The sequence below is a fragment of the Kerstersia gyiorum genome (genome assembly GCF_048595715.1).
GTDB classification, from domain to species: Bacteria; Pseudomonadota; Gammaproteobacteria; order Burkholderiales; family Burkholderiaceae_B; genus Kerstersia; species Kerstersia gyiorum.
In genome coordinates this window covers 3,036,110-3,051,848 of the sequence record NZ_CP169556.1, presented here as the reverse complement: position 1 = coordinate 3,051,848, position 15,739 = coordinate 3,036,110, and the positions used below count along the sequence as shown (strand labels likewise).

15 protein-coding genes are annotated in these 15,739 nt (G+C 61.7%); 11 read left to right on the top strand and 4 right to left on the bottom strand.

Annotated features, from left to right (window positions below; translation table 11 throughout):
• Window positions 1-5: 5 nt before the first annotated feature.
• From ACEW7X_RS13320 to recO, 8 genes are all read left to right on the top strand, one after another.
• The gene (locus tag ACEW7X_RS13320; protein ID WP_068366765.1) at window positions 6-500 is read left to right on the top strand and encodes a sigma-E factor negative regulatory protein; all 495 of its coding nucleotides are present in this window, start codon (window positions 6-8) and stop codon (window positions 498-500) included.
• A gap of 8 nt (window positions 501-508) precedes the next feature.
• Window positions 509-1,570, top strand: coding sequence for a MucB/RseB C-terminal domain-containing protein (locus ACEW7X_RS13315; protein WP_130486602.1), 1,062 nt, complete (start codon window positions 509-511; stop codon window positions 1,568-1,570).
• Between the two features lie 67 nt (window positions 1,571-1,637).
• Entirely contained in the window at window positions 1,638-3,122 is a 1,485-nt protein-coding gene (locus tag ACEW7X_RS13310) for a DegQ family serine endoprotease (RefSeq protein ID WP_420177299.1), read from the top strand.
• A 145-nt stretch (window positions 3,123-3,267) separates the two neighbouring features.
• Window positions 3,268-5,061, top strand: a complete 1,794-nt coding sequence (lepA, locus tag ACEW7X_RS13305) for a translation elongation factor 4 (protein ID WP_068366763.1) — start codon at window positions 3,268-3,270, stop codon at window positions 5,059-5,061.
• Window positions 5,062-5,074: 13 nt separating this feature from the next.
• On the top strand, window positions 5,075-5,959 hold the full coding sequence (lepB, locus tag ACEW7X_RS13300) for a signal peptidase I (RefSeq protein WP_068366761.1): 885 nt from the start codon (window positions 5,075-5,077) through the stop codon (window positions 5,957-5,959).
• Between the two features lie 4 nt (window positions 5,960-5,963).
• The gene (gene rnc, locus ACEW7X_RS13295; RefSeq protein ID WP_068366760.1) at window positions 5,964-6,734 is read left to right on the top strand and encodes a ribonuclease III; all 771 of its coding nucleotides are present in this window, start codon (window positions 5,964-5,966) and stop codon (window positions 6,732-6,734) included.
• A 77-nt stretch (window positions 6,735-6,811) separates the two neighbouring features.
• A complete protein-coding gene (era, locus tag ACEW7X_RS13290) occupies window positions 6,812-7,702 on the top strand; it encodes a GTPase Era (protein WP_068367721.1) in 891 nt (296 codons plus the stop codon).
• The gene (gene recO / locus ACEW7X_RS13285; RefSeq protein WP_068366757.1) at window positions 7,695-8,306 is read left to right on the top strand and encodes a DNA repair protein RecO; all 612 of its coding nucleotides are present in this window, start codon (window positions 7,695-7,697) and stop codon (window positions 8,304-8,306) included. Before era ends, recO begins: the two co-directional genes overlap by 8 nt.
• A gap of 188 nt (window positions 8,307-8,494) precedes the next feature.
• Here the strand turns inward: recO and ACEW7X_RS13280 are convergent, their stop codons facing one another.
• Entirely contained in the window at window positions 8,495-8,749 is a 255-nt protein-coding gene (locus tag ACEW7X_RS13280; RefSeq protein WP_165389915.1) for a hypothetical protein, read from the bottom strand.
• A gap of 47 nt (window positions 8,750-8,796) precedes the next feature.
• On the opposite strand from ACEW7X_RS13280, the gene ACEW7X_RS13275 reads away from it, so the two are divergent.
• Together ACEW7X_RS13275 and ACEW7X_RS13270 are read left to right on the top strand one after the other, a co-directional pair.
• Window positions 8,797-9,813 (top strand): TonB-dependent receptor plug domain-containing protein, encoded by a 1,017-nt coding sequence (locus tag ACEW7X_RS13275; protein ID WP_420177298.1) that lies wholly within the window; start codon window positions 8,797-8,799, stop codon window positions 9,811-9,813.
• 51 nt (window positions 9,814-9,864) lie between these two features.
• Window positions 9,865-10,956: a TonB-dependent receptor domain-containing protein gene (locus tag ACEW7X_RS13270; protein WP_420177297.1), complete on the top strand. Its 1,092-nt coding sequence runs from the start codon at window positions 9,865-9,867 to the stop codon at window positions 10,954-10,956.
• A gap of 203 nt (window positions 10,957-11,159) precedes the next feature.
• Here ACEW7X_RS13270 and ACEW7X_RS13265 read toward each other — a convergent pair whose 3' ends face one another.
• The 3 genes from ACEW7X_RS13265 to ACEW7X_RS13255 form a co-directional block, all read right to left on the bottom strand.
• Window positions 11,160-13,253, bottom strand: coding sequence for a LamG-like jellyroll fold domain-containing protein (locus tag ACEW7X_RS13265; protein ID WP_130486604.1), 2,094 nt, complete (start codon window positions 13,251-13,253; stop codon window positions 11,160-11,162).
• Window positions 13,254-13,347: 94 nt separating this feature from the next.
• Window positions 13,348-13,971 (bottom strand): glutathione S-transferase family protein, encoded by a 624-nt coding sequence (locus ACEW7X_RS13260; protein WP_068366739.1) that lies wholly within the window; start codon window positions 13,969-13,971, stop codon window positions 13,348-13,350.
• A gap of 138 nt (window positions 13,972-14,109) precedes the next feature.
• Window positions 14,110-14,724: an ATP-dependent Clp protease proteolytic subunit gene (locus tag ACEW7X_RS13255; protein ID WP_068366737.1), complete on the bottom strand. Its 615-nt coding sequence runs from the start codon at window positions 14,722-14,724 to the stop codon at window positions 14,110-14,112.
• 53 nt (window positions 14,725-14,777) lie between these two features.
• On the opposite strand from ACEW7X_RS13255, the gene ACEW7X_RS13250 reads away from it, so the two are divergent.
• Window positions 14,778-15,638, top strand: coding sequence for an RNA polymerase sigma factor (locus tag ACEW7X_RS13250; RefSeq protein WP_068366735.1), 861 nt, complete (start codon window positions 14,778-14,780; stop codon window positions 15,636-15,638).
• The last annotated feature ends 101 nt before the right edge of the window (window positions 15,639-15,739 follow it).

The window sequence follows — 15,739 nt, the reverse complement described above, 5'->3', positions numbered from 1 at the left end:
CTATCATGCAGTCAAGTACGCGAAGGCAAGAGGCCGAGGCGGATGTCCTGTCACGCGAACAGGCATTGTCCGCCTTCATGGACGGCGAAGGCGCGGATGCCTGGCCGCTGGATCTGGACACCCCCAAGGGGCGTCAGGATTGGGATACCTATCATCTGATTGGCGATGTGCTGCGCAGCCCGGGCCTGTCTATTCAGGTTTCGGAGAAGTGGCGCGTGCGTCTGGCCGGCGCACTCGAAGCGGAGCCCACACTGATGGCGCCGCGCCGGGGTGGTCGCGCCTGGCGTTTCGGTCTGTCCGGGCTGGCCGTGGCGGCGGCGGTGGCATCGGTGGCCTGGGTGGCGCAACCTTATTTTTCCACCGGCACGTCTCCCGCGCCGGTGCTGGCTGACGGCCGCAACACGGAAGCGCCTGCGCTGCTCGAGTACGTCGATGCGCATCGTGAACTGGCAAACCCGGGTTCCGGTATCCGCCAGGTGTCGTTCGACGGCGGCCTGTGAGGCGGCCCATGTTCGGACTGTCTACCACCGGAGGACAAACAGGCTTGCCGCCGTCGTGGCGGCGCGGCCTGGCGGCCCTGGGTGCATTGGGCCTGATGGGCGCCCTGACCCTGGCCGGCGCGGTGCAGGCAGCGCCTGCGTTGCCGCTGACCCTCAGCGATGACGAAGCCAAGGCGCTGCTGGAACATGTGCAGGCGGCGGCCAGGGATGCCGACTACAGTGGCATTGTGGTCTACCAGCAGGGCCAGGCGCTGCAGTCGTCCCTGCTTGCGCACATCATGGATGGCACTGGTGAGCGCGAGCGCATGTACGCGCTGGATGGCGAACCCAGGGAATACCTGCGCCACAACGACGAAGTCAGCTACATTCTGCCGCAGCGCAAGCTGGTCAAGCAGGAAACCGGGAAATCCGGGCGCTTTCCGTCCTTGTTGCAAGGTGAGGCGGCCAAGCTGCTGCAGCATTACGTCGTGCGTGTCGATGACACTGGGCTGGCCCGCATTGCCGGCAGGCCGTGCCAGGTGGCGTACATCGAACCCAAGGACAACTACCGCTACGCCCATCGGGTCTGCATAGACCAGGCGACCGGCCTGCTGCTCAAGGCGCAGATCATCGGCCAGGATGGCCAGGTGCTGGAGCAATATGCCTTTGCGGCGCTGGATACCGGCGCCGACGTCGATCCCGCCCGCCTGCGTGGCGGTTCTGCCGAGCCTGACTGGGAAGTTCAGGAAAGCCACATGGCGCCTGCCGATCTGGCGAGCCAGGGTTGGCGTATCACGCCGCCGCCGGGCTTTGTTCCGGTGATGCAAGTGCAAAGAAATTTAAACCACCGTGAAACTGTTAGCCAGTTGGTGCTGTCAGATGGGTTGGCGGCTTTCTCGGTGTTCATCGAGCCACTGCAGTCCTCGCAACGGACCGGACGTCCGGTCCGAGAGCAGGCGCAGCGGGGCGCAACGCATATCCATGGCGTGCGCATAGCCGATTACTGGCTGACGGCAGTGGGTGAAGTGCCTGCTGATGCGCTGGCGCACGTGGTCGACGCAGTGGAGTACGTGCCGGGCGCGCCGCAGTAAAAGACCTTGCCCAGATAAAAACTGGGTTTCTCATTGCACAGGAATGAGCATGGAGCAGAAGGCTATTATGCGTAGTGATTCTTTCATGACCGGACTATTCCGTTCTGCCGCTTTCAAGGCGGTGACCGTGGCCCTGGCGGCGTGTATGTCGCTGGGCGCACAGCAGGCGGTGGCGCAGACGCGCACACTGGATGGCCTGCCGGATTTCACCCCCATCGTGGAAAAGACCGAAGGCTCGGTCGTCAACATCCGCACCACTGCCACCGTGCAGGCGCGCGGCGGCATGCCCGGTTTCGGCGGCGAAGACCCCTATGAAATGTTCCGCTGGTTCTTCGGGCCGGACATGGTGCCGCCCGGCGCCGGCCGCCGCCCCGGTCCTGGCGCTGGCGCCGCGCCGGCCGAGCCCCGTACCGTGCCGCGCGGCATCGGTTCCGGGTTCATCGTGTCCGACGATGGCTATATCCTCACCAACAATCATGTGGTGGAAGGCGCGACCGATATTTTCGTGACCTTCACCGACGGACGCGAGGTCAAGGCGCGCCTGATCGGGGCCGATGCGCGCACTGACGTGGCCGTGATCAAGGTCGACGACCAGAAAGACCTGCAGCCCCTGGCCATTGGTGATTCCAACAAGCTGCGCAAAGGCCAATGGGTGCTGGCCATCGGCTCACCCTTTGGCCTGGAGTCGACCGTCACATCCGGTATCGTGAGCGCCATCGGCCGCGAAACCGGGGATTACCTGCCGTTCATCCAGACTGATGTGGCCGTCAATCCCGGTAACTCCGGCGGTCCGCTGATCAACCTGGATGGCGAGGCCGTGGGCATCAATTCGCAGATCGTCACGCGTAGCGGCGGTTTCATCGGCATCTCTCTGGCCATTCCCATTGACGAGGCCATGCGTGTTGCCGACCAGCTCAAGTCCAATGGCCGGGTGGTGCGGGGCCGTATCGGCGTCCAGATTTCCGAAGTCAGCAAGGACGTGGCCGATGCCATTGGCCTGCCCAATGCCCAGGGCGCCCTGGTCAGCATGGTTGAGGAAAAGGGGCCCGCGGAAGCCGCTGGCGTACAGCCTGGTGATGTGATCGTCCGTTTCAATGACCATGAAATCAAGCGCTGGTCCGACCTGCCGCGCCTGGTCGGTGATACCAAGCCTGATACCAAGGCGCCGCTGGAAGTGTGGCGCAAGGGCAAGAAGATGACGCTCAACGTGCGCATCGGCGAAATCCCGGCAGAAGAGGGTGCGGCCGTGGCCCAGGCGCCTGCCAGCGCCAACGCCAATGTGCTGGGCCTGGCCGTGGCGCCGCTGGATGCCGAGGCACGTGCCGCGCTCAAGGTGGCCGGCGGGGTTGTGGTGCGCCGCGCCGAAGGTGTGGCGGCAGCCGCGGGCATCCGTGAAGGCGATGTGTTGCTGACGCTCAACACCCAGGATATCAGCGCGCCGGATCAGTTCAACAAGCTGGTTTCGGAGCTTAAACCGGGCAGCCGCGTGGCCCTGTTGGTGCGCCGTGATGACATCAGCCTGTGGGTGACGCTGGAACTGCCCGCGAAGTAAGAGCAAAACCCGCTAAAATGGCTGGTTGCCGCAAAAAGGGGCGCGTCGCGCCCCTTTTTGCTATCACGGCTAATTCCCGGCCGGGCGGCGAATGTCCGCCCCTTGGGCATCTGCCGGCCTGTTCCCGCCTTTTTCATGACGGTTTATGCAGCATATCCGCAATTTCTCCATCATTGCCCACATCGACCACGGTAAATCCACGCTGGCGGATCGCCTGATCCAGCGCTGCGGCGGTCTGCAGGACCGGGAGATGTCGTCGCAGGTGCTCGATTCCATGGATCTTGAGCGCGAGCGTGGCATCACCATCAAGGCGCAGACAGCCGCGCTGACCTACAAGGCTGGCGACGGCCAGGTCTACCAGCTCAACCTGATCGACACCCCGGGGCACGTTGACTTCTCCTACGAGGTCAGCCGCTCGCTGTCCGCCTGCGAGGGCGCGCTGCTGGTGGTTGATGCATCGCAAGGGGTGGAAGCGCAGACGGTCGCCAACTGCTACACCGCCATCGAGCTGGGCGTAGAAGTGCTGCCGGTGCTCAATAAAATGGACTTGCCGCAGGCAGATCCGGAAAGCGCCCGCTCGGAAATCGAGGATGTCATCGGCATCGACGCCTCTCAGGCAGTGCTGGCCAGCGCCAAGAGCGGCATGGGCATAGACGACATCCTGGAGATGGTGGTGGCCAAGGTGCCGCCGCCGCGAGGCAGCGTGGACGAGCCTTTGCAGGCATTGATCATCGACTCCTGGTTCGACAATTACGTCGGGGTCGTGATGTTGGTACGTATCGTCAACGGTGTCCTGCGTACCAAGGACAAAATTCTGTTGATGGCAACGGGTTATACCCACCTGTGTGAACAGGTCGGGGTGTTTACGCCCAAGTCGGTCAAGCGCGATAGCCTGTCGGCAGGCGAGGTTGGTTTCATTATTGCCGGCATCAAGGAGCTGGAACACGCCAAGGTAGGGGATACCGTGACGCTGGCGGGCAAGCCTGCTGCCAGTGCGCTGCCGGGTTTCAAGGAAGTCCAGCCGCAGGTGTTCTCCGGCCTGTATCCGGTCGAATCCAGCGAATATGACCAGCTGCGCGATGCGCTGGAGAAACTCAAGCTCAACGACGCTGCGCTGATGTTCGAGCCGGAAGTTTCCCAGGCGTTGGGCTTCGGTTTCCGTTGCGGCTTCCTTGGCCTGCTGCACATGGAAATCGTGCAGGAGCGCCTGGAGCGCGAGTTCGACATGGATATCATCACCACCGCGCCGTCGGTGGTGTACGAGGTGATGCAGCGCGACGGCGAGATGCTGATGGTCGAAAGCCCATCGCGCATGCCGGAAGTGGGCAAGATCGAAGATATTCGCGAGCCTATCGTGAAAGTGACGCTGTTCATGCCGCAGGAGTACGTGGGGCCGGTCATGACGTTGTGCAACCAGAAGCGCGGCGCCCAGGTCAACATGAGCTACCACGGCAAGCAGGTGCACCTGGTCTACGAAATCCCGCTGGCGGAAATCGTGCTGGACTTCTTCGACCGCCTGAAGTCGGTCTCGCGCGGTTACGCGTCGATGGATTACGAGTTCGTGGAATATCGCTCGGCGGACGTGGTCAAGGTTGACCTGCTGATCAACAGCGACCGGGTAGATGCCTTGTCCATGATCGTTCACCGCAGCAATGCGCGTTTCCGGGCGCGCGAGGTGGTTTCCAAGATGCGCGAACTGATCCCGCGCCAAATGTATGATGTGGCCATTCAGGCGGCGATCGGCGCGGAAATCATTGCGCGCGAGAACGTCAAGGCGCTGCGCAAGAACGTGCTGGCGAAGTGCTATGGTGGCGACATCACGCGCAAGAAGAAGCTGCTCGAGAAACAGAAGGCGGGCAAGAAGCGCATGAAGCAGGTCGGCACGGTGGAAATCCCGCAGGAGGCGTTCCTGGCCATTCTGCAGGTTGAGGATAAATAAGGTTGGAACGCGGATGAGCTGGAATTTCGCCCTGATATTGTTTCTGCTGCTGGTATTGACGGGGGCCGTCAAGATCATCGACCGGGTGTGGTTGAGGAAAGCCAGGGCAGCGCGTGCCGAAGCGGAGATCCAGCGCCAGCTCAAGGAAGGCGTGCTGGATGCCGATTCCGCCGAGGAGCGTTCGCGCGCGCTGCGCAACAAGATGAACCGTGCCCCCTGGTGGGTGGAATATGCGGTCAGCTTTTTCCCGGTCATCCTGTTTGTCTTCGTCTTGCGTTCGTTCATTGTCGAGCCGTTCCGCATTCCGTCGGGCTCGATGCTGCCGACCCTGCAATCCGGCGACCTGATCCTTGTGAACAAGTTCAGCTACGGCATACGTCTGCCGGTACTGGACAAGAAGGTCATCCCGCTGGGTGACCCGCAACGCGGTGACGTCGTGGTATTCCGCTATCCGGTGGAGCCGCAGACCGATTACATCAAGCGCATCGTCGGCCTGCCTGGCGATGAAGTTGCCTATATCAACCAGACCTTGCTGATCAACGGCAAGGTCGTGCCCCATGTGCGCGATGGCGATTATTACGATCCTGAGCGCATGGCTTATGGGGCCCGTTATCTAGAAACGCTGGGCGAGCGCAAGCATGACATCCTGCTCAATGAGAATGCCATGCCGAATCTGAGCCCGATCTGGCGTTTCCCGCATTTCGACCAGTGCCGCTATGGCCGCGAAGGCGTGCGTTGCATCGTGCCGGAAGGGAATTATTTTGTGTTGGGCGATAACCGCGACAATAGCCTGGACAGCCGCTATTGGGGGTTCGTGCCCGATGAAAACCTGGTTGGCCGCGCATTCTTCATCTGGATGAATTTCCGCGAGCCCAGCCGTATCGGCGGATTTAAATAAGACAATGACCCCTTTGCGTTTGCTGGAACAGCGCATAGACCATAAGTTTACGGACCCGGCCCTGCTGGATCAGGCCGTGACGCACCGCAGCCATAGTGGCAAGCACAACGAGCGCCTGGAATTTCTTGGTGATTCCGTGCTGAACTTTGTGGTGGCGGACTTGCTGTATCAGCGTTATGAACGGCTGGATGAAGGCGACCTGTCGCGCATCCGTGCCAATCTTGTCAAGCAGTCGGCACTGGCGGATATCGCCCAGACCCTGGCGCTGTCGGAATTCCTGCGCCTGGGTGAAGGCGAACTGAAGAGTGGCGGCTATCGCCGTCCTTCGATTCTGGCCGATGCGCTCGAAGCCATTTTCGGTGCCGTGTTCCTGGATTCGGGCTTCGATGAAGCCCGCCGGGTCATCCGGCGCCTGTACGAACCGGTGCTGGAAAGCGTCGATCCGCACACGCTGGGCAAGGATGCCAAGACGCTGCTGCAGGAATTCCTGCAAGGGCGCAAGCTGCCGTTGCCGGTCTATACGGTGCTGGCCATCCACGGCGCGGCGCATGACCAGCAGTTCGAACTGCAGTGCTCGATCGCGCCATTGAATATCCAGGTGACGGCGGCAGGCGGCAGTCGCCGGGCAGCCGAACAGCTGGCGGCAGCCGAAGCGCTGGTCCAGGCGCAGCGCGCCTGTCCGGCACCGCTGCGCGGCAAGGCCGCCAAGAAATCCTCGCAGTCGGCGCTGACCGTCGCGGTTGAACAGGAGCGCATGAAGCGCAAGGGCACATGAACAGCGAGCACAACAAAGATTCAGGCGTACCGGACGGTGCGGCAGACCCGGCGCAGGCGCTGCCGGCAGAGGATAGCGTGGACACCGATTACCGCTGTGGCTTCGTCGCGCTGGTGGGGCGTCCCAATGTCGGGAAATCAACCCTGTCGAACGCGCTGATAGGCGCTAAGCTTTCCATCGTGTCGCGCAAGGCGCAAACGACGCGCCATCGCATCCAAGGGGTGCTGACGCGCGACGATGCCCAATTCGTTTTCGTCGATACCCCCGGTTTCCAGACCCGCCATGGCGGCGCCATGAACCGCATGATGAACCGTGTCGTGACTCAGGCACTGGCCGATGTCGATGTGGTGGTGCATGTGGTCGAGGCGGGCAAATGGTCCGAAGGCGACGCCAAGCTGCTGCCGCTGCTGCCCAAGGGCAAGCGCGTCATCCTGGCGGTCAACAAGGTTGACTTGCTGAAGCAGCGCAATGAGCTGTTCCCCTTCGTGGCCAAGCTCACCGCGCAGTATCCCTATGATGCCGTGGTGCCGGTCAGCGCGGCCAAGGACAAGCAGCTGGACGTCTTGCTGACGGAAATCGCTGCTGGCCTGCCACAAGGCGAAGCCATGTTCGAGCCGGATACGCTGACAGACCGGCCGATGCGTTTCATTGCCGCCGAACTGATCCGCGAAAAGATTTTCCGCCTGGTAGGCGACGAGCTGCCCTACGGCTGCACCGTCGTGATCGAGCAGTGGGAAGAAAACGAAAACGGCGGCGTGCGCATTGCGGCGTGTGTGGTGGTCGAGCGTGAAAGCCATCGTCCCATCCTGCTGGGTGCGGGCGGCCAGCACATGAAGCGCATCGCCACCGAAGCACGCCAGGATATTTCCAAGCTGCTGGAGCAGCCGGTGTTCCTTGAAATCTATATCAAGGTGCGCAAGGGCTGGTCCGAGCGTGAAAGCGCGCTGCGCGATCTGGGATATGAATAAACGCGCACGGCGCGTCAATGATGTCATTGCCTACCTGCTGCATGCGACAGCATGGCGGGAAACCTCGCTGATCGTCCAGGCATTCAGCCGCGATCACGGTTGCGTGGCGCTGGTTGCCAAGGGCGCCAAGCGCCCGTATTCCACCTTGCGCCCGGTGTTGCATACTTTCCAACCGCTGCTGCTTTCCTGGAGCGGGGCAGGAGAGGTCAAGACGCTGGTGCGCGCCGACATTGCCGGGCTCATGCCATTGTCTGGCGCCGCGCTGATGTCGGCCTGGTACATGAACGAGCTGCTGTTGCGGCTCCTGCCGCGTGAAGATGCCTACCCGGAAGTCTTCGATGCCTATGAAGCCGCGTTGCGGCAGCTGGCCAGCGGCGGCCCGGCCGTAGCGGCCTTGCGCCACTTCGAATGGATTTTGCTACGTGAAACCGGTTACGGCCTGGATGAAGCCGAGCCCGATTTTTCCGCGCTGGACAATGAGCCGGGCCTGCGAGCCCGCTTGCGTGAACGCCTGGCAGAACACCTGGCAGGCCGCCAACTCGCGACACGCCGGGTGCTGGTAGACCTGCAGCGCTGGCTGGCGCAGAACCAGCCGGGCGGTTGAACCAGGGCCGCAGGCCGAGCCAGTGCTGTGGTCAGATGCCACGTGGCGCTAGTCTGGGCCGCGTTTTTCCTTGCTGTCATTTTCCCCAATTAAGTTGACTTGCCTGTGCTGATGGGCAGGCGTACGCCTGCGCGCAACGCTGGCGCGGGAGCAGATGGGCAGATAGGCGGCAGGTCTTTGTGCTGGATCTATATCTGTGGAATAGAAACTACAGACTTCTTATGGTTTCTTGTTTGACCAAGGCTTTCATGTAAGAATCGAAAGAGAATGGTTCTTAATGTTTTTTCTTTTATCTTGGCATGATTCCCATGAGCTTGGGTTTGAATGATGCCAGAATATTCCTTGAGCGAGACTTCTTCCCATGCTTCATCACGCCAAATTCCGGCCCAGCCGGATAGCTGCCGCGCTATGCCTGCTGTCTGTGTTGCCTGTGTCGCAAGCACAGCAGACCACTCCGGTTCAACCCTCGCGGGAACTGGAAGCCGTTACAGTGATAGGAACTGCGGCAGAAGAGCAGAAAGAAGCGCTGGGCGTATCGGTGATCACGGCCGCGGAACTGGAAAAGCGGCCGCCGGCATCCGACCTGGCGGAGATCCTGCGCCGTGAGCCAGGGGTGAACCTGACCGGCAGCGCGGCTTCCGGTATGCGCGGCAACCGTCGTCAACTTGACATCCGTGGCATGGGACCGGACAACACCATGGTGCTGATTGATGGCCGTCCGGCCAATTCGCGCAATGCTTCGCGCCAGGGCTGGACGGGCGAGCGTGACACGGATGGCGATACCGGCTGGGTTCCGCCGGAAGCCATCGAGCGCGTGGAAATCCTGCGCGGCCCGGCAGCGGCACGCTATGGGTCTGGCGCCATGGGCGGCGTGGTCAATATCATTACCAAGAAGCCGACGGACGAGTTCCACGGTTCGGTGACGACGTATAACGACTGGCACCAGGATTCCGACGAAGGCAATAGCCGGCGTGTGAATTTCTTGCTGTCTGGTCCGGCTGCCGACAAGCTGGGATTTCGCCTCTATGGTGGCTATGCCAAGACGAGTCCTGACGATCTGAATATCAACGAAGGACATGGCGCTTATACGGCAAACGGCATTACCGGTGCGGCAGGCAAGACTGGGAAGCGGGATAAGTTTGTTAATGGCGAACTGGTACTGGATATTGATAGCCGCCAATCGCTGGAACTGGACCTTGGCTTCAGTCGCAAGAGTGATCTGTACTCCGGCGATACGCAGAATCTCAATGGTTACGAAACTGGCTCGGGCGGAACCTTTACCCCTGTCAATGAACTCTGGGGGAGTGAAACCACCATTGTTTATCGGACGGATCTGGGCCTGACGCACAAGGGCACCTGGGATTGGGGGGTATCCAATATTGGTCTGAGTTATGGCTATACCCGCAATTCGCGCGATGCTGAAGGGCTGTTCGGAGGGCCGGAAGGGGCCTTCCTGGGTGAAGGCCAATCGCCGCAAGGTCGCTATGACAGCCGCTTCAAGGAGTGACGGCTGGATGGGGATGTCAGCTTGCCGCTGGATATCGGTGGGATCGAGCAGATGTTGACACTAGGCGGAGAATTCAAGCGCGAGTCGCTGGATGATCCTGGCAGTCTGAGGGCCCTGGCGCTGGGGTCGCGTGACTTCGAACCCGTTGGTGTGCCTGGGCGCGATGGAGACTCCAAGGTGGCCTACAACAGCTTTGCCATCTGGGCCGAAGACAATATTCGGGTTACAGAGGCATTCACACTGACGCCCACGGTGCGTTTCAATCATCACCAGGAGTTTGGCAACAATGTGAGTCCTGGCCTGACGGCTTCCTATGCGATCAATGATGTCTGGACGGTTCGTGGTGGGATTGCCCGGGCCTACAAGACGCCTAATCTGTATCAAGCGAATCCCAATTACCTGCTTTACAGCCGGGGCAATGGTTGCCGTGGGAATATGAGCTCGCAGGGCGGATGCTACCTGCAGGGCAATGCGGACTTGAAGAGCGAAACCAGCATTAACAAGGAAATCGGTTTTGCCTATGATGATGGCATTTTCAATGCCAGCCTGGCCTATTTCCGCAACGATTACAAGAATAAGATCGTTGCAGGTGTTGATCCCATCGGACAAGTCGAGTTGGGTACCCAGAATCCTTATCTGCTGCAATGGGTGAACACGCCCAAGGCTGAAGTTTCCGGGCTGGAAGGCAATGTCTTCATTCCGTTTACGGAAGCAGTTTCTTGGAATACAAACTTCACCTACATGATTTCGTCCAAGGACAAGACCTACAACCAGCCCCTGAGTATTATTCCCAAGTACACCGTAAATTCCTGGCTGGATTGGGCCGTGAATGAGCGTTTGTCGCTGCAAGCGAACTTGACCTGGTATGGCAAGCAGGAGCCGGCGACCTTTGATGTCCGGCGCGGTACCGATGTCGCTATCGGTCCTGGCCTGAATCCCTATGCGCTGGTCGGTGTCAATGGCGGCTATGAAATCAGCAAGAATTTCAGTGTGCGTCTGGGGATCAATAACCTGTTCAACAAGAAGCTGTATCGCCAGGGTCTGAATTACGGTACTGGCAATACGTTGATCGAAGGTGCAGGGGCCCGCACCTATAACGAACACGGTCGTTCCTACTTCCTGAATCTGACGGCTCGTTTCTGATCGCTGCCTGTCCTTCTGGTTCTGTCGTTGCGCTGGCAACGGCACGACCAGGCGGATAATTGGAAAATGCCGCATGACAGCCGATTCCGGCATCATGCGGCATTTTTTTCAGCATCAGCTGTTGCGAGGCACACAAGTGTTCCAGCATGTGCTGGAATGCTGGCGCTGCACCTGGAAAGCATCCAGGCGCAGCGCATTCAGGTTCAGCTGCGGCGTGCCGTCAACCATTGCTCCGGCGCCAGGGGGGCAGCGGCGACGCGGACTTCGCCCAGCTGGCCGAAGAAGCCGTCGGTCCGTTCGCCTTCCCAGCTGCCTGCGCCTATGACCCAGGGCAGGGTGGCGCCGGCCGAGGCCAGGCCGCTGGCGTTGCCGGAATTGCGCAGCACTGGGGCACCTTCGATATACATGGTGCTTTCCTTGGTGGTCGGGTCAGCGACGATGGCAATGTGCACCCAGGTGTCGGCCATGATTTCACCCGACCAGCTGGCCTGGGGCGAACGGCTGCCCGATTGGGCCGTGACCACTTCCCATTGGATTTCCCTCAGGCTGGACACGGCGAACAGCAGCGGTGGCGATTCCGGATCGCCACCGGAGAAGCCGGGCACCGAGCCGCGCATGCCATCGCGCGTCATGATGTTCATCCAGGCATGCAGGCTGGAGTTCCAGTCCTTGTCGAGCTTCACGAAGGCTTCGATGGTGTAGCCGCTATCGGCGAATTCCATGGCGTTGAGCGCCGCGCTGGTATCGGTCAGGAAGTAGCTCAGGCGGCCATCGCGCTTGCTGGTATTGAGGAAACGCACGGAACCCGGGGCTGCCGACAGGTGGTGGCGATCGTCGGACCACACCATGTCTTCCAGCCGTGCCGAGGTCACGCCGCGTTCGGCATTCAGGGCGGCACGGTGGAGCGGGTTGGCGCCGGTTTCGTCGGCAATGACATGATTGGCCGGTACCGGCGTGCCTGCGCTGCCGCCGAAGAAGCGCCAGTGGGCGACCGTCGAGGCCACGTGCGCGTAATCGTCGCTGTCCGCAGGCGCACGGGGTTCAACCACTTCCGGTTCGGTGTAGCCATCCAGGATCAGGGCGCTGGTCTGGGCCACGATGGCGGCGCGCTTGCCGGGGCCGGCGATGAACGACTTGTTGAAGCCGGAGAAGCGCTCCGCGAAGTTCATCTGGATGGTCAGGCGTTCGTTGTTGCCGGTCAGTACGGCCTGGTCGAAGCGGGTCAGCGTATCGGCTGGTTTTTGCACGACCCAGGGCGAGAACGACAGGATGTCTATCAGGTTGTGGGTGAGGTCGAATTCATACAGGCGCATCAGGCCATTGCCGCCCTGGTAGGCCATCTGGTAATCCACGACCATCAGTTCGACGTTATGGCCGAAGTCGTTCACCTTGGTCAGGTGGGCCGCACCATGGTGGTGGCCGTTGAGCGTCAGGAAAATCTGGTCGTTGTCGCGGATCAGCTTTTCCCAGAGCATCAGGCCATAGGACGTTTCCAGCGGGCTGACGCCGTCGCGGTCGATATTGAGCAACTGGTGGTTGACCAGAATGACGGGTACCGTGGGATGTTTGGCAATGACCTGGCGAGCCCATTCGATACCGGCATCGGAAATTCGCCACGATAGCGACAACACCATGAACTGCTGCCCTTCGGCTTCGAAGATGTGATATTCGTGGAAGCCGCTGCTGTCGCGGGCGCCGAAGGTCGACTGCCATTTGGCGCGTGTCGGGCCGAACCACTGCAGGTAGGGTTCCTCGGCCAGGTCGCGCTGGGCATCGGTGCCGCTTGCCTGGCTGCTGGCATCCACATAGCCACGGTCACTCAGGACGTCATGGTTGCCGGCCAGGATGGAGTAAGGCACTTTGCCGGTTTCCAGCACGCGCATGGCCTGATCCGCCACTTTCCACTGGTCGGGCTTGCGGACCTGATCCACGACATCGCCCAGGTGGGCCACGAATGAGATGCCCAGCTCGCGCGCGTGTTCGGCAATCCAGTAGGTCTGGGCCATGAAGGGCTCGCTGCCGAATTTGCGGCTGTACTGGCTGTTTTCGTCAGGCGTGGCGTAGCGCGAATAGAACTGGGTGTCGGGCAGGACGGCCAGCGCGAATCGCGAAGCGCCCTCCGGCGTCGGGGCGACGTTGCCGGAATCATCGTCGCTGCTGCTGCCACAGGCCGTCAGCAAGACCGAGCCGCCCAGCGGCAGCAGGCTGGCAGCCAGGCTGCCGCGCAGCAGGCGCCGGCGTGAAGAGTCGGCCGGGGCCAGGACGGGAACGGAACGATCGGAAGGGGAAGAAGACATGATGCAGTAAAAGGTCCAACCAGTGAAGAAAGACCTGTTTGTACTTTTTTCTCATGTCAGCACGGTGACTACGGTGCTTTGTACAGCACGGGCGTCAGGCCACGCCGTTGCATCCGTGCTTGCGAAAGCCCGGACGGGTGCCCAGGCGTGTGAAATAGTCTTGTACGGCGGGCAGTTCAGGGTGGGCGCAAGGCGTGGCGAACCAGCGGTTGACGGACAGGCCGATGGCGATATCCGCCAGGCTGAAATCGGCGCCGGCGACAAAGGCCCGGGTTTTTTCCAGGCGGGCGTCGAGAATGCGCATGAAACCATGCCAGGCATCCAGCGAAGCCTGGATCTGCGCGGGGTCGGCGTGGTTGGGGGATAGTCGCACCAGCGCCATGAAGGCATAGCTCCAGGACCGGTTCAGATCGGATGCCTGCCAGTCCAGCCATTGGTCGACGCGCGCCCGCGCGTGGGCAGGTTGCGGATAGAGAGCGTTGCCATCATAGCGATTGGCGAGGTAGCGCAGGATGCTGTTTGATTCCCATAGCACGAAGTCGCCATCGCGCAGCACAGGCACCATGGCGTTCGGGTTGAGCGCCAGGAATTCCGGCGCATGGGTATCGCGAAACCCGCTGCCCCAGTCTTCCTGCTGCCAGGCCAGCCCGAGCTCGTCGCAGGCCCACATGACTTTGCGGACATTGATGGAGGAACGTTTTCCGAGGATGGTCAGCATGGCAGAAAGGCGGTAAGGTGGGTGGGGCGGGAATGGCGGACGGTTTGTCATGACAGCTTACCGCGTGCCCGCGTCAGCTGTCATGGCCGTTGTGGCTGCGGCCGTCATGGCAGGAGTGCCGGCAGGCGATGAGGGCGCCTAGAACCGCGTCAGTTCCTGGCGCCGCTCGATAATGCGCGATACCAGCCCGTAGCTGATGGCCTCGGTGGCGGGCATCCAGAGATCACGTTCGATATCCTCGCGCACGCGCTCCAGTGGCTGGCCGGTCTGGCGCGCGATGACGGCAGCGATACGTTCACGCGCCTTGATGATTTCCCTGGCCTGCAATGCCATGTCGCTGGCGCGTCCGCCGGCGCCACCGCTGGGCTGGTGTATCAGGAAACGGGTCTGGGGCAGGCAGACGCGGCGCTCCAGCGGCGCGCTCAGGTACAGGTGGGTCGCGGCGCTGCCGACCCAGCCCGTGCCTATCATGTTCACTGGCGAGTCGATGAAACGTACTACGTCATGGATGGCGTCGCCGGATTCCAGGTGGCCGCCGGGCGATGACACAATCATGTCTATGGGAGCGGAGGATTCGGCGTCCAGCGCCAGCAGCCGGCGCACAGTTTCCGCGGCGACGATATCCGTAATGGTGCCGAACACCAGTACGGTTCGGGCGCGGAAGGCCTTTTCTTCCAGGAAGGCGCTGTTCTGGCTGCCGGGAGCCGGGGCGGGAGTGTCTGTTTCACTGGCAAATGTATGTTGGGGGTACATGCGGAATAACTCCTTTGCGTGTTAAGTTTGCCTAGCTAGACGAATGAGCGCCTATGAACGTGACACCGACTTCCATTCATCCCCTGGCCAGTGACGCGGCGTTGCGCCGGCGCCTGCTGGCGCTGGCCCGGCGTTGGGTCGGGCATGGCGCCGATGCCGAGGATCTGGTGCAGGATGCCTATCTGCGCACGGCGCAGGGAGGCCTGCCGGAAACCGAGGCAGGGCGTGAGGCCTGGCTGGTGACCGTGTTGCAGCGCCTGTGCATCGACGCCTGGCGCCGGCAGGGCCGCTACCAGGCCATCCTGGCGCGTGACCCACTGATTCCCATGGATGAAGCGCCGGAACCGGCGGCGCAGGCGGATCAGGCCCGCCGGGTCGAACAGGCGCTGGCCTTGTTGATACAGACCCTGTCGGCTGGCGCCGTGGCGGCAGTTTTGCTCTATGAGGTATTCGGCTTCGGGCATGCGGAACTGGGTGCCCTGTCTGGCCGCAGCGAGGCGGCGTCGCGCCAGCAGATGCATCGCTGGCTGCAGCGGCTGCGCGGTCGCTGCGCACCCAGCGGCGGGGCGGCAGCCGTCGCAATGGCCGATGAAGAGGAACACAGCGAGTTGTTCCTGCTTTGCAGCCAGGCGCTGGCGCAGCGTGATCCTTTCAATCTTATCGCCATCCTGCGTACGGCCCAGCCGCAGATGCTGGGGGCGGCGCCGCAGCGAGTCGACAGCGCAGGTGCGGCCCAGGCGCTGGGGCTGGCTGCAAGTTGCGCAGCCGGCCTGAGCCAGGGGATGGTTCAGGCCAGGGCATATCGGGTCGATACGCTATTGGCGCTCCTGGCGGGCAGCCTGACGGGCTGGGCGTGGCAGCCTGCCGCTCTGGCCTACGCCGGGGATGCCGAGGATATCGCCTGCATGGCGTGAATCAAAGGCTTGGAAGTCGGCCTCGTCACCGGCCTGCTTCGCCAGCCCCCGGCGGGCGCTGGTGCAATTGGGGGCGGCAAGGCCTTTTCGCCTCAAGGCGG